Here is a 23112-nt window from a genome sequence, read left to right as displayed (position 1 = left end):
GGACTGCCGACACGGGTGGTGACGACAACGTGCGAGGGGTTTGTTGTACACCCCCTCGCGGAACGGCCCCGGGTCGGGCTCACCGGTAGGCGAGCCCGACCCGGGGTCAGACCGTTCGGATCAGAGCTCGACCGAGGTGATGTCGAGCTCACCAACGTTGGTCAGCTCAATCTTCTTGATCTTCTCCGAGTGGCCGGACTGCTGGCCACCGAAGTAGATCGGCATCGTCGGGACGTCCTGGTCGATCAGCTTGACGGCCTCGGCGAACTTCTTGTGGGCCTCCTCGAGGCTGGGGGCCGCGGAGGCCTCCTTGGCGAGGGCGTCCACCTGCGGGTTGCTGTACTTGCCGTCGTTCGAGGAACCGCCGGTCACGTAGAGCGGGTTGATCCAGTTCTCCACGTCCGGGTAGTCCTGCTGCCAACCGGCCCGGTAGAGACCGGTCATCTTGTAGGCGTTGATGTTCGCCCGGAAGACCGCGAAGGTCGGCACGCCCACGGCGACGGCGTCGATGCCCAGGTTGGTCTTGATCTGCTGGGCGACGGCCTCCATCCACTCCTTGTGGCTGGCGTCCGCGTTGTACGACAGGGTGAGCTTGCCCTGGAAGCCACCGGCCTCCTGGAGCAGCTGCTTGGCCTGGGTCGGGTCGAACTTGCAGGCGGTGCAGTTGCCCGGCTCGGCACCCGGGGTCAGCGGGTTGGCCCAGCTGTCGGCCGGCTTGCGGTTACCGAAGAAGATCCGGTCGGTGATCTCCTGGCGGTTGATCGACAGCGAGATCGCCTTGCGCAGCTTCGGGTTGGTGAAGCGCTTGTCGTAGATCGGGAAGGCGATGATGCCCGTCGACGGGGTGGTCGACGCGATCGCCCGGTCGCCCAGGTCGCTCTTCCACTTGTCACCGGCCAGCGAGGAGACCGGGACCTGCTGCTGGAAGTCCAGGTTGCCGGCGAGCAGGTCGTTGTAGGCCGCCGTGTCGTCCTGGTAGATCTTGACGGTGACGTCCTTGATCTTCATCTTGTCGCGCAGGCTGTAGTCGTCGAAGCGGGTGAGCTTGATCTCGACGTCGTCCTGCCAGGAGACGAGGCTGACCGGGCCGTTACCGATCGGCTTCTTGCCGAACTCGGCCGGGGTCATGTTGAAGAAGGCGTCCGGCAGCGGCATGAAGGCGCTGTAGCCGAGCTTGGTCGGGAACACGGAGGTCGGCGCGGAGAGCGTGACCTCGAAGTTCCAGTCGTCGATGACCTTGAGGCCCGACAGCTCCTTCTTCGCCGGCTCCGGGGCCTTCTTCGGGCCGTCCGGGCCGTCCGGGTCCTCGGTGTAGGTGTCGTTGAAGCCCTGGATGTCGGCGAAGAACGAGGCGTTCTGCGCGCCGTTCGGGCCGTACGCCGCCCAGTTCCAGGCCTTGACGAAGCTCTCGGCCTTGACGGTGGTGCCGTCGTGGAACTTGGTGTTCGGCTTGATCTTGATCTTGAAGACCTTGGAGTCGCTGGTCTCGATCGACTCGGCCAGCAGGTTCCGCGGCGCCCCACCGTTGTTGGGGTACTCGACCAGGCCACTCCACACCCAGTCAATGATCTTGCCGCCACCGGTCTCGGTGGTGTTCGCCGGAACCAGGGGGTTCTCCGGCTGGGTGCCGTCGATGACGATCGCGCCGTCCTTGCTGGCGCTGGCGTTGCCACCGTCGTCGTTGCCGCTGGAGCAGCCGGACGCGACGAGCGCGAATGCCGCGCCCACCGCGAGCGCGCCGCTCGCCCGCTTCGAGACTCTCATTCCGAGGGGCCTCCTCTTTCTAACCTGGTTCCGTCGTGGGTTTCACGCACGTTTGGGGGGTGACACCACCGACGACCCGAACCACAGGTCGCCGGTTTACCGCAGAGGAAATCGGGACACCCCAGGGGTACCGATCCGCCGGGCGCCACACCCTTCGGCGAAGACACCGCGCAGGGTCGACGGCCACGCGCCGGCGCGTGGTGGCGGCGTCACGTGGTCGGCAGGCCCGACGGGGTGCCTCACACCGGGGGGTGAGGTGCTGCCACTGTGACACTCACCGGCCCTTTGCGTGAAGGTGCCGTTATCAAGCCGTTAGTTGGTCGCCACGTTGCCGATACTTGAGAAAAGATCATGAAACACGTGGATCGGACGGCTCTGAACAGGTAAGACACGACCACACGGGGCGGAACCACCCGCGTACGCTCGGCGTCGTGAGCTTCCCCGCGTCCGCTCCGGTGCTGCCCGACGTTCACCGGGCCCTCGCAGTTTTTGCCCATCCGGATGATGTCGACTTCGGCTGTGCGGGCACCATAGCCGCCTGGGTGGACGAGGGTATCGAGGTGGCCTACCTCATCGCCACCCGGGGCGACTCCGGCGGCTTCGACGACACGCCGCGCGAGGAGATGCCGGCCCGGCGCGAGGCGGAACAGCGGGCCGCGGCCGCCGCTGTGGGCGTGCGCCGGGTCGACTTCCTCGACGGGCACACCGACGGCGTCATGACCCCCAGCCTGGCGCTGCGGCGGCAGATCAGCGCCGCCATCCGCCGGTTCCGGCCGGACCGGGTGCTGACCAGCTCCCCGCTGCGGCGCTGGGAGCACCTGGCCGGCCCGAGCCACCCCGACCACCTGGCCGTCGGCGAGGCCGCCACCTGCGCGGTCTACCCCGACTCGCGCAACCCCTTCGCCTTCCCGGAGCTGCTCGACGAGGGGCTGGAACCCTGGGTGGTCCGGGAGATCTGGTACGCCGGCGGGCCCGCCCCGGACCACGTCGTCGACGTGACCGAGCAGGTCGACCGCAAGATCGCCGCGATGGAGGCGCACCTGTCGCAGACCGCCCACCTGGACGTGCCGACCTGGGTGCGGGACCGGCTCACCACGATGGCCGACAACGCCGGCCTCCCACCCGGCCGGCTGGCCGAGGCGTTCACCGTGCTGCGCACCGAGTGAACGCCCCGCGCCGGCGCGGTCAGACCAGCCGGCGGTCGGCGGCCCAGCGGGACAGCTCGTACCGGTTGGACATCTGGAGCTTGCGCAGCACGTTGGAGACGTGCGTCTCGACCGTCTTGATCGAGATGTACAGCTCCCGGGCGATCTCCTTGTACGCGTACCCCCGGGCGAGCAGCCGCAGCACCTCGCGTTCCCGGTTGGTGAGCTGGTCCAGCTCCGGGTCGGCCACCGGCGCGTCCGGCCGGGAGGCGAAGGCGTCCAGCACGAAGCCGGCCAGCCGCGGGCTGAACACCGCGTCCCCGTCGGCCACCCGCCGGATCGCGTCGGTCAGCTCCTCCGGCGAGATGGTCTTCGTGACGTAGCCCCGGGCGCCCGCCCGGATCAACCCGATCACGTCCTCGGCGGCGTCCGAGACGCTCAGCGCCAGGAACCGCACCTGCGGGTGCGTACGCCGCATGGCCTCCAGCACCGCCCGGCCGCCGCCGTCCGGCATGTGCACGTCGAGCAGCACCACGTCCGGCTGGGTCGCCGCGATCCGGCTGACCGCCTCCGCCACCGTGCTGGCCTCGCCCACCACCTCGACGCGCTCGCCCAGCTCGGCGCGGACGCCGGCCCGGAACATCGCGTGGTCGTCGACGAGGAACACGCGCAACCGCCCGTCCCGGGGCGCCGCGCCCTCGACCGGTTCCTGCTCGACCATGGTCATCTGTCCCTTTCCGCAGTGGAGCCGGAGCCGCTGATCGGGAGGATCAGCCGGACCTCGGTCCCCTCCCCCGGCTCGGACCGGATCTCGGCCCGGCCACCGTGCCGCTTCATCCGTCCGATGATCGACCCTCGGACGCCGTGCCGGTGATCCTCCACCGTATCCGGGTCGAAGCCCTTGCCCCGGTCCCGGACGAAGGCGCTCACCTGCTCCGGCTCCACCTCCGCGTAGAGCGAGACGGTCCGCACCTCGGCGTGCCGGGCCGCGTTCACCAGCGCCTCCCGGGCGGCGGCGACCAGCGCCCCGACCCGCTCGTCGGTCTCCCGGTCGCCGACCACCACCGTCTCCACGGTGATCGCGAAGGTGTCCTCCACCTCGGCGGCGGCCTGCTCCAGCGCGGCCGCGAAGCGCTCGGTCGGCGAGGCGGTCGGCTTGTAGAGCCAGTTCCGCAGCGACCGCTCCTGGCCGCGGGCCAGCCGCTGCACCGTCTTGACGTCGGCGGCGTTGCGCTGGATCAGGGCGAGAGTGTGCAGCACCTGGTCGTGCACCATGGCCGCCAGCTCGGCCCGCTCCTGCTCCCGTATCCGGCCCTCGCGCTCCGAGCGGAGCTGGTTCCACGTGCGCCAGAGGACCGGGCCGGTCACCACGCCCACCCCGGCCAGCCCGACCAGGGCGAAGATGATGCCGTTGAGCACGGCGTCGAAGTTCTGCGCCGGGGAGTAGACCGCCGCCACGCCGATGATGCCGACCGCGACGAGCACCCCGCCCCCGATGAAGCGGAGCACGAACGAGCGCCTGTCGCTCTCCTCCACCACGGCGCCCAGCCAGGGCACGGCCATGGAGCCGCCCCACTGGCGGCGGCGCTCCGGCGCGGACTGGTGCCAGATCACCCCGGCGCCGACCGCGATGATGGCGACCAGCCAGCCGGCGGTGCCGGCCGCACCGACCGAGTCGAAGGCGACGACCTGGAGCAGCAGCACCCCCAGCCCGATCGCCACGAAGGGCAGCAACTGGGCGAGGTCGCGGCGGGGCGGGACGGCGGTGTCGCCGGGCCGCGGCGGGACCACCGCCCAGAAGGCGGCGTAGAGCAGCAGCCCGAGACCGCTCAGCCCGAGCAACACCATGAAGGCCACCCGGACCCGGAGCACCGAGATGCCCAGGTGTTCGGCGAGGCCGGCGGCCACACCCGCGGCCAGCCGGTGCTCGGTGGCCCGGTAGAGGCGCGGGGGGTGCGGAGTCACGGTGCTGCTGATCGGAGGCTCCCGGGTCGGGTACGGCGTGCCGGCGGCGGCCGACGACCCGATCGTCACACGGCCGGACCGCCCCGGACCACGGGGACGCCCCGGACATTCGCCGTCCCGGGATCTCAGGGTGGGGTCAGGGTCGGGTCCTGAGGACGCTCGGGCGGCCGGGGCAGCAGGATCGGAGGCATGACCGAGGACGCTGCCCGTCCGCCCCGCCCCGGGGCGGCAGCACAGGACGGGCCACCGCCACCCCCGCCGGGGCCGGCGCCCACCGCCGCCGACGCCACGGCGCCCCCGCCGGCCGGCGCCACCCCGCCGCCCACCGGCGGCACGCCGTTCGCCGACCCGCCACCCGCCGGGTACGCCCCACCGCCCGGCGGCGCCGGCTTCACCTCGCGGTACGGGCTGGTCCGCCCCCGGGAGGGCCGTTACCTGGCCGGCGTCTGCGCGGCCATCGGCCGGGCCACCAACACCGACCCGGTGCTGTGGCGGGTGCTCCTGGCCGTGCTGGGGTTCTTCGGCGGCATCGGCATCCTGGTCTACGTCACCGCGTGGCTGATCATCCCGGGTGAGGGCGACACCGCCTCGCCGGTGGAGTCGATGCTCGGCCGGGGCCGGTCCAGCATGTCCCCGATCACCGTGATCGTGCTCAGCATCGTGGTCGCGGTCGGCTTCGGCTACGTCGTCACCAACGGGTTCCGGGCGATCCTGCTCGGCGCGGTGATCCTGATCGGCGGCGCGCTGCTGCTCAACCGCGACCAGCGCGACCCGGCGGCCCGGACGGCGGCGCCCGGCGCCCCTCCCGGCCCGCCGCCGGGCCCGGTGCCCGCCGTGGCCTGGCCCGCGCCGTCGGCGGCCGCGCCGGCCCCCGACGTGCCGGCCGCCGCCGGACCGGTTCCGCCACCGGCGGCCCCGTCGGCACCCTGGTCCGGAGCGCCGGCGGAGGCCATGGCGTGGTCCGGCGAGCCGCCGGTCACCGGCCCGCCGGCCACCCGGCCCGAGCCGGGCTACCCGCCTGCGCGGCCGGAGCCGGGGTACCCGCCGGCAACCGGGCCCGAGCCGGGCTACCCGCCGGCTGCCCGACCGGAGCCGGGATACCCACCGTCCGCACCGCCCGAGCCGGGCTACCCGGCCGCGCCGGTCTCGGCCGCCGGCTGGCCCGCGACGACCGCCGCCCGCCCGGCCTGGTCCGAGCCGCAGCCCACGGCGGCGTTCCCGCCGGCCGTCCCGGGCAGCCGGTCCGGCGAGGCGTGGCCGGTGACCGAGCCGGTCCCGGCCTGGTCCGCCGCGCCGACCACCGGCCTCCCCGCCGGCGGGCCCGCCGCCGTGCCGCCGCCGGCCCCGGTGGGCGCGCCGCTGCCGCCGGGCGGCTACCGGCCGCCGTTCGCCCCGCACGGCCCGTACGCCGGGTCGGCCCCGCCCGCCCCGCCGGCGCCGGCCCGACCGGCCCGCCCGCCGAAGCGGCCGAAGGAACGCTCCGCCCTCGGCGCGATCACCTTCTCGCTGATCTTCCTGGCGCTCGGCGTGGTCACGATGCTCGACCTGCTCGACGTCTTCCCGGTCGGCGCTGCCGGCTACTTCGCGGCGGTGCTGGCCACCATCGGCCTCGGGCTGCTCGTGGGCACCTGGTTCGGCCGGGCCCGCTGGCTGATCGCACTCGGTCTGGTGACCGCGGCGGCGCTGGGCATCGCCACCGTCGCCGACTCGTACGACCGGGTCCGCGGCATCGACGGCAACGTCACCTGGGCCCCGGCCGACTACCGGGACCTGGCGGACCGGTACGAGAACAACTTCGGCGACGCCGTGCTCGACCTGCGCAACGTCGACTTCGACAAGAAGGACACCCAGGTGACCGTCGCGGTCAACTTCGGCAAGGCGACGGTGGTCGTGCCACCGAACGTCGACGTCACCACGGTGGCCGACGTCAACGCCGGTGACGCCACCGTCTTCGGCCGCCGCGCCGGGGGGCTGAACGGCCGCCAGTGGGAGAACACCGACCTCGGGCCGGACGGTCGCGGCGGCGGCACGCTGCGCCTGCTGGTCCACGTGAACGCCGGAAACCTGGAGGTGACCCGGTGAAGGCTCACCGCACCGACGTCGTGTCGTTCGCCTTCGGGCTGGCCTTCCTCGGGCTGTCCGCCTGGTGGCTCCTGGCCCGGATCCTCGGGCTGGCGCTGCCTCCGGTGGGCTGGTTCCTGGCCGGCGCGCTGATCCTCATCGGACTGCTCGGGCTCGTCGGCGCGATGCGCTCGGGCCGCCACCCGGAGCCGGAACCGGCGGAGGCCACGGTGTCCGCCCCCTACGAGGCGGGCACCCCGGCCGCCGCCACTCCGGCGGCCGAGGAGGCCGACGAGTGGGCCACCGACGCGGTGACCGACACGCCGGTGGCGGCACGGGAGGACCGCCCGTTCGACGAGGAGCCGCGCTGGTCACCGGCCACGCCGGGGATGCCGGACGAGCCGGTGACCCGCGAACTGCCCCCGGTCGAGATGGCGCCGGCCGAGCCCGCGACCCGCGAGCTGCCCGCCGACGAGGAGCGAGCAGCCACGGCTGGGCCGGCCACCCGGGAGCTGCCGGCCGCCGACGAGGGGGCGGAGCGGCCGGGGGGCGGTCCGCGTACCGGCGGGGACGGGCCGGGCTGACCCGCGCCGGTGCGGCACGCGGCTGACGCCGCCTATGCTGGCTGGTGGAGATCTCGCCTCCGTCGGCCGGCCCACCCGTGGCGTACCGGTCGCGGCCGGGGCGCCCGGTCGGCCGGGTCCCCCGGGTGGTCCCGCCTTCCGTCTCTACCTCGTCAGGAGCCCGTCCGAGATGACCCAGTCCCCCGCCGTGCGCGTCACCGGTCCCGCCGGTGCGGTCCGCGCCGGCGAGCGCGCCGCCCGTACCCTCGTCAGCGAGTTCGCCCGGCGTAACGACGCGAAGGCCGGCCTGCTGGTCGGCGCGACCCCGGAGTCCGCGGTGCTGGCCGCGGCGATCGAGGCGCTGCTCCCCGGCGACCGGCTCACCGTCGTGCCGGCGGAGGGCGCCTCCGCCGCCGCGCTCCGCGCGCACGTCACGGCCCAGGGCCGCTGGGTCGCCGACCGGGTACGCGTGGTCGACACCCTCGCCGAGGCGGACGCCGCCGCCGTGGTGGTGGCGGCCGAGCCGTTCACCGGCACCGCCGAGGAGGCCCGCACCGCGGTCGACGGGCTGGCGAAGTACCTCGCCGAGGGGGGCGTGCTGAGCGTGGCCGCGCCGCTGTTCCGCACCGAGGGCGCCGGGGCCGAGCTGGACCGGCAGGGGGTGCTGCACGGCGTCCGCACCGACCTGGTGCTGCGCAACACCCCGCCGGTACGCGTGCACCACCTGCGCTTCACCGCGGCGCCGGCGGCGCTGGCCGCCTCGCTCTCCCCGGCGTACCGGCCGTCGAGCGTGCCGCTGACCCGGGGGATGCACATCGACTCGAACGGTGTGGCCGCTGCCGGCATCACCCTCGGCCTGGCCGCGCTGGCCCGGGCCGCCCGGCCGAAGTCCAAGCTGTGGCTGCTGCCGGCGCTGGCCGCCGGCCCGGTGGCCGCGTTCTTCCGGGACCCGGAGCGGGACGTGCCGGAGGACCCGTCGGCCGTGGTCGCCTCGGCGGACGGCCAGGTCCTGTCGGTGCAGCGACTGCACGACGAGCGCTTCGGCGACGGGGAGTGGCTGCGGATCGCGGTCTTCCTCTCCGTGCTGGACGTGCACGTCAACCGCTCGCCGGTGGCCGGCAAGGTGGTCGACTACTTCGTCGCCGACGGAGGCTTCGTCAACGCCATGAAGCCGGACGCCGAGCACAACGTGGCGGCGTACACGGTGCTGGACACCGACCACGGCACCGTCGTCGTGGCGCAGCGGACCGGGCTGATCGCCCGCCGGATCGTGCAGCGGGCGCCGGTCGGCTCGCTGCTGGCCCGGGGCGAGCGCTTCGGCCTGATCCGGTTCGGCTCGCGCACCGACGTCTACCTGCCGGCCGACGCCGCCGAGCCGCTGGTCGGCCCCGGCGACAAGGTCGTCGGCGGCTCGACGGTCATCGCCCGCTGGAGCTGATCCAGGGGAGGGACGCGAAAAGGGGCGCCGCTCTCGCGGCGCCCCTTTTCGGTGGTACGGGTCAGGCGGTGCGGCGCTGGTGCAGCCACAGCAGCGGGCCGCTGACCAGGTAGCCCACGACCACGAGGGCGAAGGTGAGCCGGATGTCGACGAGCGCGCCGACCACCGGGGCCAGCCAGAGCCACGGCGGCAGCTTCACCAGCCGGGCGAGCTTCGCGTAGGGGAAGCTGGACACCATGGCGAAGGCGAGCAGCGCGACGCCGGCGACCATGACCAGCCCGGAGACCGGCAGCCCGATGGCCACGGTGAGGGCCAGCACGGCGGCCGCCATGGTGGTGGGCACGCCGCAGAAGAACCGGCCGTCCTTGGGCGAGACGTTGAACCGGGCGAGCCGGATCGCGGCGCAGGCCGCGACCAGGGCGCAGGCGACCGCGGCGGCCGCCGGCGGCACCGAGCCGGCCAGCGAGGCGTAGACCACGACCGGAGCGGCGAGGCCGAACGAGCACATGTCGGCCAGCGAGTCCATCTGCGCGCCGAACGGGCTGGCCACGTTGAGCTTGCGGGCCAGCGCCCCGTCGAGGCCGTCGAACGCGACGCAGGCGATCAGGCAGAGCGCCGCGACCCGGACCTCGCCCTGCATGGCCAGGAAGATCGCCAGCATGCCGAGCATGAGGCTGCTCAGGGTGCAGGCGTTGACCAGCGCGAACTTGGCCCGCCGGGCGGCGGTGCGCTCGCCCGGCAGCAGCGGGATCGACATCGCCGGCGACTCGTCGACCGGCGCCGTCGGGCCGAGCGCCGGGCTGACCGGCATCACGGCCTCGACCTCGGCCTCGTACCGCCCGTAGCGGAGACGCTGGCGGTCGGACCAGCGGTGGTCGGGGGTGACCAGGTCGGTCCCGGTGACGGCGGCGCCGTCCCGGCGGCCCACCCGGACCAGCAGCACCTGGCGGGCGAACGTGCTGCTGCGGCGCAACCGGCCCGCCCAGCGACGCCCTGCGGGGCGCGGACTGTCAGTCGTACGACGCCGGCGCCATGGGGCTCTCGGCACGTTTCCTCCATCACCGGATCGGGTGACCGCCACGCGGGCGGGTGTCCGGCTGTCTCGTGCCGGACCTTTCGGGCCCGGCAGCCCATTTGCGGAGTACACCATTGCACAGGGGATAGGGGGTTGGCGATAGCTGCCGGCGGTACTTATATCTCGCTTAACCGCGCGAACCGCTCGCTTATTCCCATCTCGGGCCTCAACGCCCGTTTTCGTCGCCCAATCCCCACAGCCGACTGTACCGGAGGCGGCCCACGGTGGCTCGGTGAGCGGGCGTCACCTACCCCGATGTCCGGTTGCGCGGGCCGCCACGTCGGTCATCCGCAGGCCGCTGACCTGCTCGGGAGCGAACCAGGCCGCCCGGGCGGTGGAGCCGCCCGCGAGCTCGGTCACCACCGCGTCGGTCGGGACGTCCACCCGGACGTCGTAGATCACCCGGACGCCGTGCCAGTCCAGCGGCCGGCCCTCCGGGCCGAGCGCGGCCGGGTTGTGCAGGTTGTCCACCGCCATGAGGTCGACCACCCGGCCGAGCTGGCCGGCCTCCTCGACCAGTTCGCGGAGCAGGCCGGCCGCGGGCTGCTCGCCGTGGTCGGTGCCGCCTCCGGGCAGGTGCCACTTCCCGGCGCCCGGGTAGCCGTCGGCGATCATGGTGAGCAGGACCTGCCCGGCCGGGTCGGTGACCAGCCCGTACGCGGCGAAGCGCTGCCGCCGGTCGACGGGCGGGACGGCCGGCCCGGTCGGCAGCGCCCGGGGCAGGTCCGCCGGGAGCGGCGACACCGGCAGCCCGAGCAGCTCGGCGGTGAAGGGCATCAGCGGTACGGCCGCCGCCTCGTCGGGGGTGAACCAGCCCACCTCGTCGCTGCCGCCGGCCGGCTCCGGCCGCAGCTCACCGCCGCGCGCCTCGACGTCGAAGACCAGCCGGTCGGTGTGCACCGCGACACCGCCGGCCGGGAAGACGGCCACGTCGGCGACGGCGGCCCGGATGGCGCCGGCCCCGACGACCAGCCCGGTCTCCTCGACGAACTCCCGCTCGACGGCCCGCGCCGGGTGCTCGGCGTGCTCGATCCCACCCCCCGGCAGCTGCCACACCCCCGGGTAGGGACACCGCTCGGACCCCCGCGCGAGCAGAACCCGCCCATGGTCATCCCGCAGAACCCCGTAGGCCCCGATCCGCCGCAGCTCCTCCACCAGGTCCCCTCCCCGCCCCGCCCCGTCGATCATGAACTTATTGCCCGCCGGGACGGCGTGTCGTGGCAATAACTTCATGATCACCGGAATGGGGCGGGCGGGCGCGCCTGGGGTGGGTGGGTTGGGTTGGGGTGGGGCGGTTAGAGCAGGTGGGCGGCGTGGACTGCTTCGGCTGTTACCTCTGTCAGGCGGTCGGTCGGGAGGGCGCCCAGTTCCTCGCGGCGGAACCAGCGGGCCTCGCAGGTGGAGCCGCCGACGTCGGCCACCGTGGGCGGGGCGGGCTGGTCGACGACCACCCGGTAGAAGGCGCGTACGCCGTGCCAGTCGATCGGGTAGCCCTCCGGGCCCAGCGAGGCGGCGTCCCGGTGGCTGGCCACCCCGAGCAGCTCGACGAGGCGGCCGGTCTGCCCGGTCTCCTCGACCAGTTCCCGGATCAGCGCGGCGCCCGGCTGCTCGCCGTAGTCGGTGCCGCCGCCGGGCAGGTGCCAGCAGCCGGCACCCGGATAGCCGTCGGAGACCCGGGTGAGCAGCACCCGCTCCTCCGGGTCGGTCACGACGGCGTACGCGGCGAAGCGCTGCGCCCGGTGCAGCCCGTCCGGGCCGGGGACGGCGTAGAAGGAGGGGAACTCGGGGACCTCCTCCGGCACGATGTCGTCGGTGGAGGTGGGCAGGCCCAGGGCGCGCGCGGCGAACGAGCGCAGCGGCAGCTCCCGGGCCTCGTCGAGGGTGAACCAGCGGGCCAGGTCGGTGGGGCGGTCGACCCGGTCGGCCAGCGTCCCGCCCCGCACCGAGACCGTGTAGAGCAGCCGGTCGGTGTGGATCGTGATGCCGCGTTCGGGCAGCGCCCGCATGTCGGCCAGGACGTCCTGGAGGGCGGCCACGGAGACCGAGAGCCCGGTCTCGGCGGCGGTCTCCCGGACGACCGTGTGCTTGGGGTCCTCACCGTGGTCGACCGCCCCGCCGGGCAGCGACCAGGTGCCGGGCGTGCCGGAGCGCTCCGATGCGCGGACCAGCAACACTCGGCCGTCTGAATCTGCACAAACTGCGTATGCCGCGATCCTGCGGAGCGGCTCCAGCAAGGTGGTCACGGGAGGAAATTCTCCCCGGATGCCGTTACCGGCATCGAAAAGAGTCAGATTCCTGACTCTTGGCTGGCGCCTCAGGGACGCGTCAGGGTAGGAGTCCGGGCGGTCACCGAGGTCGCCCGCCGGCCCGCGCGGGACCGTGGAGACATGACCTCCACGCACCCCTCCCAGGCCCCGTACAAGCAGCTCCGCCGGCCGGTCACCGACCGGATGGTCGCCGGCGTGGCCAGCGGCCTCGGCCGCTACTTCGCCGTCGACCCCACCCTCGTGCGGGTGGCCTTCGCGGTGGCCACCCTGCTCACCGGCGGGCTCGCCGCGCTGGCGTACCCGATCATGTGGTTCCTGATGCCCGAGGAGCCGGCGGGCGCGCCCGCCTGGCCGCACCCCCCGGGCACCGCGCCCGGCTGGCCGCCGGTCCCGCCGGCGCAGGGCCCGCACACGGCCCCGGCCACGCCGGAGCCCGCGCCCCGGCCGGCGCCTCAGCCGCCGATTCCGCCCGTGCCGCCGACCCCGCCGGCGGCCTGACCCGGCGTCACTCCCACTCGATGGTGCCCGGCGGCTTGCTGGTCACGTCCAGGACCACCCGGTTGACCTCGGCGACCTCGTTGGTGATCCGGGTGGAGATCCGGGCCACCACCTCGTAGGGCAGCCGGGACCAGTCGGCGGTCATCGCGTCCTCGCTGGAGACCGGGCGCAGCACCACGGGATGCCCGTAGCTGCGCCCGTCGCCCTGCACCCCGACGCTGCGCACATCGGCCAGGAGCACCACCGGGAACTGCCAGACACCCCGGTCGAGGCCGGCGGCGGTGAGCTCCTGCCGGGCGATCAGGTCGGCCTTGCGGAGCACGGCGAGGCGCTCCTCGTCGACCGCGCCGATGATGCGGATGGCCAGGCCCGGGCCGGGGAACGGGTGCCGCCAGACCATCGCCTCGGGCAGTCCCAGCTCCAGGCCGATCGTGCGGACCTCGTCCTTGAACAGCGTGCGCAGCGGCTCGACCAGGGCGAACTTCAGGTCCTCCGGCAGGCCGCCGACGTTGTGGTGGCTCTTGATGTTGGCGGTGCCGGTGCCGCCGCCGGACTCCACCACGTCCGGGTAGAGGGTGCCCTGCACCAGGAACTCGACGTCGCCGTGCGACGCGATCTCCCGGGCGGCGGCCTCGAAGACCCGGATGAACTCGCGGCCGATGATCTTGCGCTTCTGCTCGGGGTCGGTCACCCCGGCCAGCGCGCCGAGGAAGCGCTCGCGGGCGTCGACCACCTTGAGCTTGATGCCGGTGGCGGCGACGTAGTCCTTCTCCACCTGCTCGGCCTCGCCCGCGCGGAGCAGGCCGTGGTCGACGAAGACGCAGGTGAGCTGGTCACCGACGGCCTTGTGCACCAGCGCCGCGGCGACCGCCGAGTCGACACCGCCGGACAGGCCGCAGATGACCTCCTTGTCGCCGACCTGCTCCCGGATCCGGGCCACCTGCTCGTCGATGATGTTCTCGGGCGTCCAGGTCGGCGCGATGCCGGCGATCTCGTGCAGGAAGCGGCTGAGCATCTCCTGGCCGTGCGCCGTGTGCCCGACCTCGGGGTGGAACTGCACCCCGGCCCGCCGGCCGGCCAGGTCCTCGAACGCGGCGACCGGCGCGCCCGCCGACTCGGCGGTGACCGCGAAGCCGGCCGGCGCCTCGGTGACGCAGTCGCCGTGGCTCATCCAGACCGGCAGGTCGTCGGGGAGGTCGCGGAGCAGCACGCCGGCCTCCGGGCGGGCGTGCAGCGGGGTGCCGCCGTACTCGCGGTTGCCGGTGCGCGCCACGGTGCCGCCGAGCGCCTGGGCCATGGCCTGGAAGCCGTAGCAGATGCCGAAGACCGGGACCCCGGCGTCGAACATCCCGGCGTCGATCTGCGGGGCGTCCGGCGCGTAGACGCTGGACGGGCCGCCGGACAAAATGATCGCGGCCGGGTTCTTCGCCAGCATCTCGGACACCGGCATCGAGTGCGGGACGATTTCCGAGTAGACCCTCGCCTCCCGGACGCGGCGCGCGATGAGCTGGGCGTACTGGGCTCCGAAGTCCACCACGAGGACGGGGCGAGGCGTGCTCATGTGCAGCAAGCCTACCGACAGTCACCGCCGGCGCGGGCCGCGCCCCGGTGTGTCGCGCGCCGCCCTGCTCACGGGCGCAGCGCGGCGGGGGCGTGGGCGGGGACGGCGGGCTGCTTCGGCGGCACCGGGGCGAGCCGGCGGTAGGGCGCGCCGAGCGGCGGGCGGGGGTCCTCCTCCCCCTTGTTGGGCCAGAACGACATGGCCCGCTCGGCCTGCGCGGTGATCGTCAGCGACGGGTTGACGCCCAGGTTCGCCGAGACCGCCGCGCCGTCCACCACGTGCAGGCCCGGGTGACCGTGCACCCGGTGGTACGGGTCGACCACCCCGTGCTCCGGGTCCTCGCCGATCACCGCGCCGCCGAGGATGTGCGCGGTCATCGGGATGTTGAACGGCTCGGTGACCGCCCCGCCGGGCGTGCCGTCGATCTCCTCGGCGAGCAGCCGGACGGCCTCGTTGCCGGCCGGGATCCAGGTCGGGTTGGGCGCACCGTGCCCCGGCCCGGAGACCAGCCGGCGGCCGAACCGGCCGCGCCGGTAGCTGGTGGTGAGCGAGTTGTCGGCCGACTGCATGACCAGGGCGATGACGGTGCGCTCGGACCAGCCGCGTACCGAGAGCATCCGGGCGGCCAGCGCGGGCTGCCGGACGATGCTGCCCAGCCAGCGCCGGACCCGGTGGGGACCGCCGTCGACAAGCAGCGACTGGAGCAGCCCCATGGCGTTGGAGCCCTTGCCGTAGCGGACCGGCTCGATGTGGGTCTGCGGGTCGGGGTGGAACGAGCTGGTGATCGCCACCCCCTCGGTGAAGTCGAGGCCGCGCCGCCGGGCCTGTGCGGGCCCGACCGAGGCGCCGAGGATGGCCTCCGAGTTGGTCCGGGTCAGTTCGCCGAGCCGGGGCGACAGGTGGGGCAGCGCGCCGGTCGCCTTCATCTCGTGCAGCAGCCGCTGGGTGCCCAGCGCGCCGGCCGCGAAGACCACCTGGCCGGCGTGGATCACCTGGCGGCGCTTGCGCACCCAGGCGCCGGTGCGCTCGGTGTGCACCTCGTAGCCGCCGTCGGCGGCGGGGCGCACGGCGGTCACCGTGGTGAGCGGGTGGACCTCGGCGCCGAGCCGCTCGGCCAGCCAGAGGTAGTTCTTGACCAGGGTGTTCTTCGCGCCGTGCCGGCAGCCGGTCATGCACGAGCCGCAGTGGCTGCACCCCGTCCGGTCCGGCCCGACGCCGCCGAAGTAGGGGTCGGGCACCCGCTCGCCGGGGCGGCCGATGTGCACGCCCACCGGCGTCGCGTGGAAGGTGTGCCCCACCCCCATCCGCTCGGCGACCGCCCGCATGGCCCGGTCCGCCCCGGTGACGACCGGGTACGTGGTGACGCCCAGCATCCGCTTCGCCTGGTCGTAGTGGCGGGCCAGTTCGTCGCGCCAGTCGGTGATGTCCCGCCACTGCGGGTCGGCGTAGAACGCGTCGAGCGGTTCGTAGAGCGTGTTCGCGTAGACGAGCGAGCCGCCGCCCACCCCGGCGCCGGCGAGCACCATGACACCGCCGCCGGCCTTCCGGTCGGCCGAGCGGAGCAGGGTGATCCGCTGGAGGCCGTAGCAGCCGAGCTTCGGGGCCCACAGGAAGCGCCGGGCGCGCCAGGAGGTCCGGGGGAACTCGTCGTCGGCGAAGCGCCGGCCGGCCTCCAGGACCCCGACGGTGTACCCCTTCTCGGCCAGCCGGAGCGCGGTGACGCTGCCGCCGAATCCGGAACCGATGACGACCACGTCGTACCGCATGCACGCATCATTACCGACGGGTAGCTATAGCGCCAGCGAGAGTTTTTCGCAGATCATGCAGAGCGCTCGATGCGACGGGAATCCCATCTGTCCTGCACCGAGCGGTGGCACGGGGGAGGGAGACCACGATGACGCGACGACGGTGGCTGCTGGGGCTCGCCGCCCTGGTGGCCGTGATGCTGGTCGGCACCGGCGCGGTGGTGGCCACACGGCTGGTCTCCCGCCCCACGCCCGGCCCGGTCGCCGGCCCGGCGACGCCGAGCCCGTCCACCGCCGCGCCGACCACCCCGGCCCCCGTCACCTCCAGCCCCACGCCGCCGCCCGGCGCCGACCTGAAGGGGCCGCTCAACCTGCTGCTCGTCGGGGTGGACACCCGGGTCAGCGTGCCGGGCTGGGAGCCGCACGCCGACGCCGTGCTGGTGCTGCACGTGCCGGCCGGGCTGGGCCGCGCGTACCTCTTCTCGCTCCCCCGCGACCTGGTGGTCGACATTCCGGCCTACCCGAAGGCCGGCTACCCGGGCGGCCGCACCAAGCTCACCCACGCCATGAGCTACGGCAGCCGGGTGCCCGGCGACAAGGCGCACCCCAGCACGGAACAGGGGTACGAGCTGCTGCGCACCACGGTCAGCCGGTACACCGGGCTGCGCATCGACGCCGGCGCGGTGATCACCTTCGGCGGCTTCGACAAGCTGGTCGACACCCTCGGCGGCGTGGACCTGTACGTCGACCAGCGGGTCGCCTCGATCCACCGCCGGCCGGACGGGCGCTACCGGGACCGGTCCGGCAGCACCTACACCGGGCCGCAGATGGTCTACCAGCCGGGCAACCGGCACCTGACCGGCTGGCAGGCGCTCGACTACGCCCGCCAGCGCTACACCGCCGGCGGCGACTACACCCGGCAGCGGCACCAGCAGCAGCTCATCCGGGCGCTCGCCCGGAAGATCCTCGACCAGCAACTGGCCCGGGACCCGGACCGGGTCGAGCAGGTGGTCGGCGCGCTCGGCAGGACCCTGGTGTACGTGGGCGGCGGCCGCCGGCTGGTCGACTTCGCGTACGCCCTGGGCGGCCTGCCGGCGGAGAAGTTCGTGCTGGTCGGGCTCCCCGGCGACGCCGTGGGCAGCGGCGGGTCCTACCGGGGTGAGCAACTGCTCCCGGTGGGGCGGAACTTCCTGGCGGCGCTGCGCGGCGGCGACGCCGACGCGTACCTGGCCGCGCACCCGTCGCTGCGGGTGCGGAACTGAGTCAGAGCGGCTTGGGGGCCGGCGGGCGCTCGGTGCCGTAGAGCCAGGCGTCGAAGAGCTTGCCGAGCTTCTTCCCGGAGACCCGCTCGGCGAGTGCCACGAACTCGCCGGTGCTGCCGTTGCCGTTCTTCTTCTCCGCCGCCCACGTGCGCAGGATCGTGAAGAAGGCGCTGTCGCCGACCGCCACCCGCAGCGCGTGCACGGTCATCCCGCCCCGGTCGTAGACCGACCTGCCGAACAGGTTCGCCACCCCCGGCTTCCCGGGCGGCGTACGCCACACCTGGCTCGACGCTGTCGCGTACTTCTGCTCGAAGGTGCGCTGGACGGTGGACTCCCCGGCGTGCTCGGCCCAGAGCCACTCGGCGTACGTGGCCAGCCCCTCGTTGAGCCAGATGTCCTGCCAGCGCTGCAGCGAGACGCTGTCGCCGTACCACTGGTGGGCCAGCTCGTGCGCGACCACGCCCGTGTTGTCGCCCTGCCGGAAGAACCCGGCCGAGTAGACCGGCCGCGACTGCGTCTCCAGCGCGTACCGGATCCGGTCGTCGGCGACCACCACCCCGCCGTACGCGTCGAACGGGTACGGCCCGAAGACGCTCTCCAGGTAGTCGGCCACCTCGACGGTCCGCGCGATCGACCGGTCCGGCGCGCCGTCGGCCACCTGGACGGTGACCGCGCTGTACACCGGCCGTCCCTTGTGCTCGCCTGTGGTGACCCGGAACTTCCCGATCGCCACCATGGTCAGGTAGCTGGCCATCGGGGCGCCCTCGGACCAGCGCCAGGTCGTCCAGTCCCCCGCGGTGCTGCGTCCCTTCGGGACCCCGTTGCTGACCGCCGTGAGCCCCTTCGGCACGGTGATCTCGAAGTCGTAGGTGGCCTTGTCCGAGGGGTGGTCGTTGACCGGGTACCAGGTGCTCGCCGACTCCGGCTGGCCCAGCGCGATCGCCCCGTCGTCGGTGTGCAGCCAGCCGCCCTCGCCGAGCACGTCGTTGTCGAGCGCCGCCGGCCGGCCGTCGTAGCGGATCTCGGCGACGAAGCCGTTGCCGGAGGTGAGACCGGTGGCCGGGGTCACGACCAGCTCGTCGTCGGCGCGCGCGTGGCGGGCCTTCGCCCCGTCCACCGTCACCGACCGCACGGTCAGCCCGGCCAGGTCCAGGTTGAACGCCGACAGGTCGGCCGTCGCCGTGGCCCGCACGGTGGTGGTGCCGGTGAGCCGGTCGGTCGCCGGGTCGTAGCGCACCTTGACCGTGTAGTGGGCGACGTCGTAGCCGCCGTTGCCGTAGCTCGGGAAGTAGGGATCGCCGGCGCCGGCCCCGCCCGGCGCGAAGCTGCGCTCGGCCGTCGGGCCGGGCGCGGTGAACGCCGGCGTCGACCGGTCCGGCGCGCCGGCGCCGCAGCCGGCGAGCAGCAGCGCTCCGCAGGTCAGCAGCCCGAGTCGTCGTCCGCCGCGCCGCGCCATCGCGTGTGTCCCCTTCCGGAGCAGAACCGTCGCGGCCCTGCCCGGGGCCGCTCCGCCCGCGGCAGCCTACCCAGGATCGATCACGTCCGCGTCACGGCAGGGCCGGCGCGGTCGCACCAACCAGCCAGGCGTCGAACAGCGCGCGCAGCGGCTTCCCGGCCGTCCGCTCGGCGTACCCGATGAAGTCCGCGGTGGTGGCGGTGCCGCCGCGCCGCTCGGCCAGCCAGCCGGTCAGGATGCGGAAGAAGGTCTCGTCGCCGACCGCGCGGCGCAGCGCGTGCACGGCGAGCGCGCCGCGCTGGTAGACCGCGTCGCCGAACATCGCGGCCCGGCCCGGGTCCACCGACGGCTTGCTCCAGTCGGTGACCGCGTACCGGTCGGCGAAGGCCCGCTCGACGGTGCGCCCGCCGTCGTGCTCCGCCCAGAGCCATTCCGCGTACGTGGCGAAGCCCTCGTTGAGCCACAGGTCGCTCCACCGGGCCACCGAGACGCTGTCGCCGAACCACTGGTGGGCCAGCTCGTGCGCGACCACCTCGGTGTTCGGCCGGGTGCCCCGGAAGAACCCCGGGCCGTAGACCGGCCGGGACTGGGTCTCCAGCGCGTACCGGAACCGGTCGTCGGCCAGCACGATCCCGCCGTACGCGTCGAACGGGTACGGCCCGAAGCGGCCGGCCAGGAAGTCGACGATCTCGCCGGTGCGGGCCACCGAGGCGGCGGCCGGCCCGTCCGCGGGCAGCGCGGCGGCGACCGCGGTGACGATCGGCTTCCCGGCGTGCGTGCCGGTCGTGACCCGGTAGTCGCCGATGACCAGAGTGGACAGGTAGCTGGCCATCGGGGCGCCCTCGGACCAGCGCCAGGTGGTCCAGCCGCCCGTGCTCTCCTTCCCTCCCGGCACCCCGTTGCTCAGCGCGGCGAGCCCGTCCGGGACGGTCACCTCGATGTCGTAGGTGGCCTTGTCGGAGGGATGGTCGTTGACCGGGTACCAGGTGCTCGCCGACTCGGGCTGGCCCAGCGCGATCGCCCCGTCGGGGGTGGCCTGGAAGCCGCCGTCGCCAAGCTCGGCGCTGGGCAGGGGGTGCGGCACCCCGCCGTACGTCACGTCGACGGTGAACCGCTGCCCGGCCGGCAGGCCGTGCTCGGGGGTGACGACGAGCTCGGCGCCGTCGCGCCGGTGCTTCGCCGGGGCGCCGTCGACGCGTACCCGGTCGACGGTCAGGCCGGCAAGGTCGAGCTGGAACCGGGACAGGGACTTCGTGGCGGTGGCGGTCAGGACGGCCTCGCCGGTGAGCCGGTCGTCGGCCGGGTCGTAGCGGACCTTCAGCGCGTAGTGCCCGACGTCGTAGCCGCCGTTGCCGGCCCCCGGCACGTACGGGTCCCCCACGTCGGCGGCGCCCGGATGGAACCGGCCGCCGTCGCCGGTGCAGCCGCCGGCCAGCAGCGCGACGGCGAGCGCCGCCACGCACCACCGCCGGCCCCGCGTCATCCGCCGAGCCTAGACGCGCGACGGCGCGGGTGGGACCGGAATCCGCACCCGCGCCGTCGGTCGCTCATCCGGTCAGCGGTCGAGGACCAGGCCGACCTTCTGGAACTCCTTGAGGTCGCGGTAGCCGCACTTGGCCATCGCGCGGCGCAGCCCGCCGAAGAGGTTGAGCTGGCCGTCCGGCTCGTCGGCCGGGCCGAAGAGCAGCTTCTCCATCGAGCCGAGCGGCTCGCCGGCCGCCTCGAACGCGCCGCGCGGCAGCGACGGGTGGCTGGCGGCCGAGTGCCACCAGGCGCCGCCGGCCGGGGCCTCCTCGCACAGCGACAGCGGCTCGCCGAGCATCACGGCGTCCGCCCCGCAGCCGAGCGCCTTGGCGATGTCGCCCGAGGTCTGCATGTCGCCGTCGGCGATGAGGTGCACGTACCGGCCGCCGGTCTCGTCGAGGTAGTCGCGGCGGGCCGCGGCGGCGTCGGCGATGGCGGTGGCCATCGGCACCCGGATGCCGAGCACCGACTCGGTGGTGGACCAGTCGTCGCCGCCGATGCCGACGATCACGCCGGCCGCGCCGGTGCGCATCAGGTGCAGCGCCGTCTTGTAGTCGGTGCAGCCGCCGACGATGACCGGCAGGTCGAGGTCGGCGATGAACTCCTTGAGGTTCAGCGGCTCGTCGGTGGTGGAGACGTGCTCGGCGGAGACGATGGTGCCCTGGATGACCAGGATGTCCACGCCGGCGTCGAGGATCACCGGGGCGAGCGCCAGGGTGTGCTGCGGGGAGACCCGGACGGCCACGGTGCCGCCGCCGGCGCGCAGCTCGCGGACCCGCTCGGCGATGAGGTCGGGGCGGATCGGCTCCGCGTAGACCTCCTGGAGCCGCTTGGTGGCCCGGGCGTCCTCGTCCAGGCCGGCCAGCTCCTCCAGCACCTTGGCCGGGTTCTCGTAGCGGGTCCAGAGGCCCTCCACGTTGAGCACGCCGAGACCGCCGAGCTGGCCGAGGCGCACCGCCGAGGACGGGCTCATGGTCGCGTCGGAGGGGTGCCCGACGCAGGGGATGCCGAACTGGTAGGCGTCGAGCTGCCACGCGGTCGAGACGTCGTCGACGTCCCGGGTGCGGCGGCTCGGCACGATGGCGATGTCGTCCAGGTGGTAGCCGCGCTGCGCGGTCTTGCCCAGCCCGATCTCGACCACGTCACGCATGGGGGACTCCAGGTGGTTGGGGGTGGTGGGTCAGCGGGAGTGGTAGTTGGGCGCCTCGACGGTCATCTGGATGTCGTGCGGGTGGCTCTCCTTGAGGCCGGCCGCGGTGATCCGGATGAGCTGGCCGCGCCGGTGCAGCTCGGGGATGCTCTCGGCGCCGACGTACCCCATGGCGGCGCGGAGCCCGCCGGTGAGCTGGTGGGCGACCTGGGCGAGCGGGCCCCGGTAGGGAACCTGGCCCTCGACGCCCTCGGGGACCAGCTTGTCCTCGGCGAGGACGTCCTGCTGGAAGTAGCGGTCCTTGGAGTAGGACTTGCCCTGGCCCCGGGACTGCATCGCGCCGAGCGAGCCCATCCCCCGGTACGCCTTGTACTGCTTGCCGTTGATGAAGATCAGCTCGCCCGGGCTCTCCTCGCAGCCGGCCAGCAGGCTGCCGAGCATCACCGTGTCGGCGCCGGCCACCAGGGCCTTGGCGATGTCGCCCGAGTACTGGATGCCGCCGTCGCCGATCACCGGCACGCCGGCCGGTCGGGCCGCCCGGGACGCCTCCATGATCGCGGTGATCTGCGGGACGCCCACCCCGGCCACGATCCGGGTGGTGCAGATGGCGCCCGGGCCGACGCCCACCTTGATGCCGTCGGCGCCCGCGTCGACGAGCGCCTTCGCACCGGCGTAGGTGGCGATGTTGCCGCCCACGATGTCGATGGCGACGTCCTTCTTGAGCCGGGCGACCATCTCCAGCACGGCCCGCTGGTGGCCGTGCGCGGTGTCCACGATGAGCACGTCCACCCCGGCGTCGACAAGCGTGCGGGCCCGCTTGTACGCGTCCTCGCCGACGCCCACCGCGGCGGCGACCCGGAGCCGGCCCGCCTCGTCCTTGGTGGCGTTCGGGTACTGCTCGCTCTTGGTGAAGTCCTTGACCGTGATGAGCCCGCGCAGCTTGCCGGTCTCGTCGACGATCGGCAGCTTCTCCACCTTGTGCTGGCGGAGCAGCGACAGCGCCTCGTCCTTGCTCACCCCGACCGGGGCGGTGATCAGCGGGGTCCGGGTCATGATGTCGCGGACCGGGGTGGCCGGGTCCGAGACGAAGCGCATGTCGCGGTTGGTCACGATGCCGACCAGCTCGCCCTGCCCGTCGACCACCGGCACGCCGGAGATGCGGTAGCGGCCGCAGAGCGCGTCGACCTCGCGGAGGGTGTCGTCCGGGCTGGCGGTCACCGGGTTGGTGATCATGCCGGACTCGGAGCGCTTGACCAGGTCGACCTGGAGCGCCTGGTCCTCCACGGAGAGGTTGCGGTGCAGCACGCCGATGCCGCCCTGGCGGGCCATGGCGATCGCCATCCGCGCCTCGGTGACGGTGTCCATGGCGCTGGACAGCAGCGGGACGTTCAGCTCGATGCGACGGGTGAGCATGGTGCGGGTGTTGACCCGGCTCGGCACGACGTCCGACTCGCCCGGCTGGAGGAGCACGTCGTCGAAGGTCAGCCCGAGCGGCACCACCCGGGCCGAGCCGGCGGGCAGCTCGGGCAGATGGCCGCCCAGCTCACCGCCGTCGCGGCCGGCCGGGATCTCGGTGCTGGGCGAATTCTCCACGATTGCTCCCCATGAGCTGGTCGGGCGGGCTTGCAGCGAGGCGGC

At 73.8% G+C, this 23112-nt stretch carries 18 protein-coding genes; 6 read left to right on the top strand and 12 right to left on the bottom strand.

What is annotated here, in order from left to right; translation table 11 throughout:
- Window positions 1-120: 120 nt before the first annotated feature.
- On the bottom strand, window positions 121-1764 hold the full coding sequence (locus GA0070603_RS24075; RefSeq protein ID WP_091318184.1) for a peptide ABC transporter substrate-binding protein: 1644 nt from the start codon (window positions 1762-1764) through the stop codon (window positions 121-123).
- 431 nt (window positions 1765-2195) lie between these two features.
- Here GA0070603_RS24075 and GA0070603_RS24070 point away from each other — a divergent pair, with 431 nt between their 5' ends.
- On the top strand, window positions 2196-2930 hold the full coding sequence (locus GA0070603_RS24070) for a PIG-L deacetylase family protein (RefSeq protein WP_341864942.1): 735 nt from the start codon (window positions 2196-2198) through the stop codon (window positions 2928-2930).
- Between the two features lie 19 nt (window positions 2931-2949).
- Here the strand turns inward: GA0070603_RS24070 and GA0070603_RS24065 are convergent, their stop codons facing one another.
- Together GA0070603_RS24065 and GA0070603_RS24060 are read right to left on the bottom strand one after the other, a co-directional pair.
- Window positions 2950-3630, bottom strand: coding sequence for a response regulator (locus GA0070603_RS24065; RefSeq protein ID WP_091322263.1), 681 nt, complete (start codon window positions 3628-3630; stop codon window positions 2950-2952).
- A gap of 2 nt (window positions 3631-3632) precedes the next feature.
- Window positions 3633-4874, bottom strand: coding sequence for an ATP-binding protein (locus tag GA0070603_RS24060; protein WP_091322261.1), 1242 nt, complete (start codon window positions 4872-4874; stop codon window positions 3633-3635).
- A 189-nt stretch (window positions 4875-5063) separates the two neighbouring features.
- Here GA0070603_RS24060 and GA0070603_RS24055 point away from each other — a divergent pair, with 189 nt between their 5' ends.
- The 3 genes from GA0070603_RS24055 to GA0070603_RS24045 all read left to right on the top strand — a co-directional run bounded on the left by GA0070603_RS24055 (window position 5064) and on the right by GA0070603_RS24045 (window position 8936).
- Window positions 5064-6956 (top strand): PspC domain-containing protein, encoded by a 1893-nt coding sequence (locus GA0070603_RS24055; protein ID WP_091318181.1) that lies wholly within the window; start codon window positions 5064-5066, stop codon window positions 6954-6956.
- A complete protein-coding gene (locus GA0070603_RS32670) occupies window positions 6953-7519 on the top strand; it encodes a hypothetical protein (RefSeq protein ID WP_091318179.1) in 567 nt (188 codons plus the stop codon). Before GA0070603_RS24055 ends, GA0070603_RS32670 begins: the two co-directional genes overlap by 4 nt.
- Before the next feature lie 169 nt (window positions 7520-7688).
- Window positions 7689-8936 carry a phosphatidylserine decarboxylase gene (locus GA0070603_RS24045; protein WP_091318177.1) on the top strand — a complete coding sequence of 416 codons (1248 nt, stop codon included), beginning with the start codon at window positions 7689-7691 and terminating at the stop codon, window positions 8934-8936.
- A 61-nt stretch (window positions 8937-8997) separates the two neighbouring features.
- Here the strand turns inward: GA0070603_RS24045 and GA0070603_RS24040 are convergent, their stop codons facing one another.
- From GA0070603_RS24040 to GA0070603_RS24030, 3 genes are all read right to left on the bottom strand, one after another.
- A complete protein-coding gene (locus GA0070603_RS24040) occupies window positions 8998-9909 on the bottom strand; it encodes a CDP-alcohol phosphatidyltransferase family protein (protein ID WP_091318174.1) in 912 nt (303 codons plus the stop codon).
- A 345-nt stretch (window positions 9910-10254) separates the two neighbouring features.
- Window positions 10255-11199, bottom strand: coding sequence for an NUDIX hydrolase (locus GA0070603_RS24035; RefSeq protein WP_425270462.1), 945 nt, complete (start codon window positions 11197-11199; stop codon window positions 10255-10257).
- A gap of 107 nt (window positions 11200-11306) precedes the next feature.
- On the bottom strand, window positions 11307-12254 hold the full coding sequence (locus GA0070603_RS24030) for an NUDIX domain-containing protein (RefSeq protein ID WP_091318172.1): 948 nt from the start codon (window positions 12252-12254) through the stop codon (window positions 11307-11309).
- A gap of 144 nt (window positions 12255-12398) precedes the next feature.
- Between GA0070603_RS24030 and GA0070603_RS24025 the strand changes: the two genes are divergently transcribed.
- Complete coding sequence (locus GA0070603_RS24025; RefSeq protein ID WP_091318170.1) at window positions 12399-12776, top strand: PspC domain-containing protein; 378 nt, start codon at window positions 12399-12401, stop codon at window positions 12774-12776.
- Window positions 12777-12783: 7 nt separating this feature from the next.
- On the opposite strand, the gene guaA is transcribed toward GA0070603_RS24025, so the two are convergent.
- Window positions 12784-14337 carry a glutamine-hydrolyzing GMP synthase gene (gene guaA, locus GA0070603_RS24020; protein WP_091318167.1) on the bottom strand — a complete coding sequence of 518 codons (1554 nt, stop codon included), beginning with the start codon at window positions 14335-14337 and terminating at the stop codon, window positions 12784-12786.
- A 68-nt stretch (window positions 14338-14405) separates the two neighbouring features.
- Window positions 14406-16103 carry an FAD-dependent oxidoreductase gene (locus tag GA0070603_RS24015; RefSeq protein ID WP_091318165.1) on the bottom strand — a complete coding sequence of 566 codons (1698 nt, stop codon included), beginning with the start codon at window positions 16101-16103 and terminating at the stop codon, window positions 14406-14408.
- Window positions 16104-16231: 128 nt separating this feature from the next.
- Here GA0070603_RS24015 and GA0070603_RS24010 point away from each other — a divergent pair, with 128 nt between their 5' ends.
- Complete coding sequence (locus GA0070603_RS24010; protein WP_091318162.1) at window positions 16232-17344, top strand: LCP family protein; 1113 nt, start codon at window positions 16232-16234, stop codon at window positions 17342-17344.
- A gap of 1 nt (window position 17345) precedes the next feature.
- On the opposite strand, the gene GA0070603_RS24005 is transcribed toward GA0070603_RS24010, so the two are convergent.
- The 4 genes from GA0070603_RS24005 to guaB all read right to left on the bottom strand — a co-directional run bounded on the left by GA0070603_RS24005 (window position 17346) and on the right by guaB (window position 23067).
- On the bottom strand, window positions 17346-18800 hold the full coding sequence (locus GA0070603_RS24005; protein WP_091318160.1) for a M1 family metallopeptidase: 1455 nt from the start codon (window positions 18798-18800) through the stop codon (window positions 17346-17348).
- Between the two features lie 91 nt (window positions 18801-18891).
- A complete protein-coding gene (locus GA0070603_RS24000) occupies window positions 18892-20283 on the bottom strand; it encodes a M1 family metallopeptidase (protein ID WP_091318159.1) in 1392 nt (463 codons plus the stop codon).
- A gap of 72 nt (window positions 20284-20355) precedes the next feature.
- Window positions 20356-21474, bottom strand: a complete 1119-nt coding sequence (locus tag GA0070603_RS23995) for a GuaB3 family IMP dehydrogenase-related protein (protein WP_091318157.1) — start codon at window positions 21472-21474, stop codon at window positions 20356-20358.
- Between the two features lie 30 nt (window positions 21475-21504).
- Window positions 21505-23067: an IMP dehydrogenase gene (gene guaB, locus GA0070603_RS23990; RefSeq protein ID WP_091318154.1), complete on the bottom strand. Its 1563-nt coding sequence runs from the start codon at window positions 23065-23067 to the stop codon at window positions 21505-21507.
- Window positions 23068-23112 lie beyond the last annotated feature (45 nt).

The organism is Micromonospora chersina, from assembly GCF_900091475.1.
GTDB lineage: Bacteria > Actinomycetota > Actinomycetes > Mycobacteriales > Micromonosporaceae > Micromonospora > Micromonospora chersina.
Note: the sequence above shows the minus strand (reverse complement) of the source record. Positions and strands in the feature narration are given on the sequence as shown.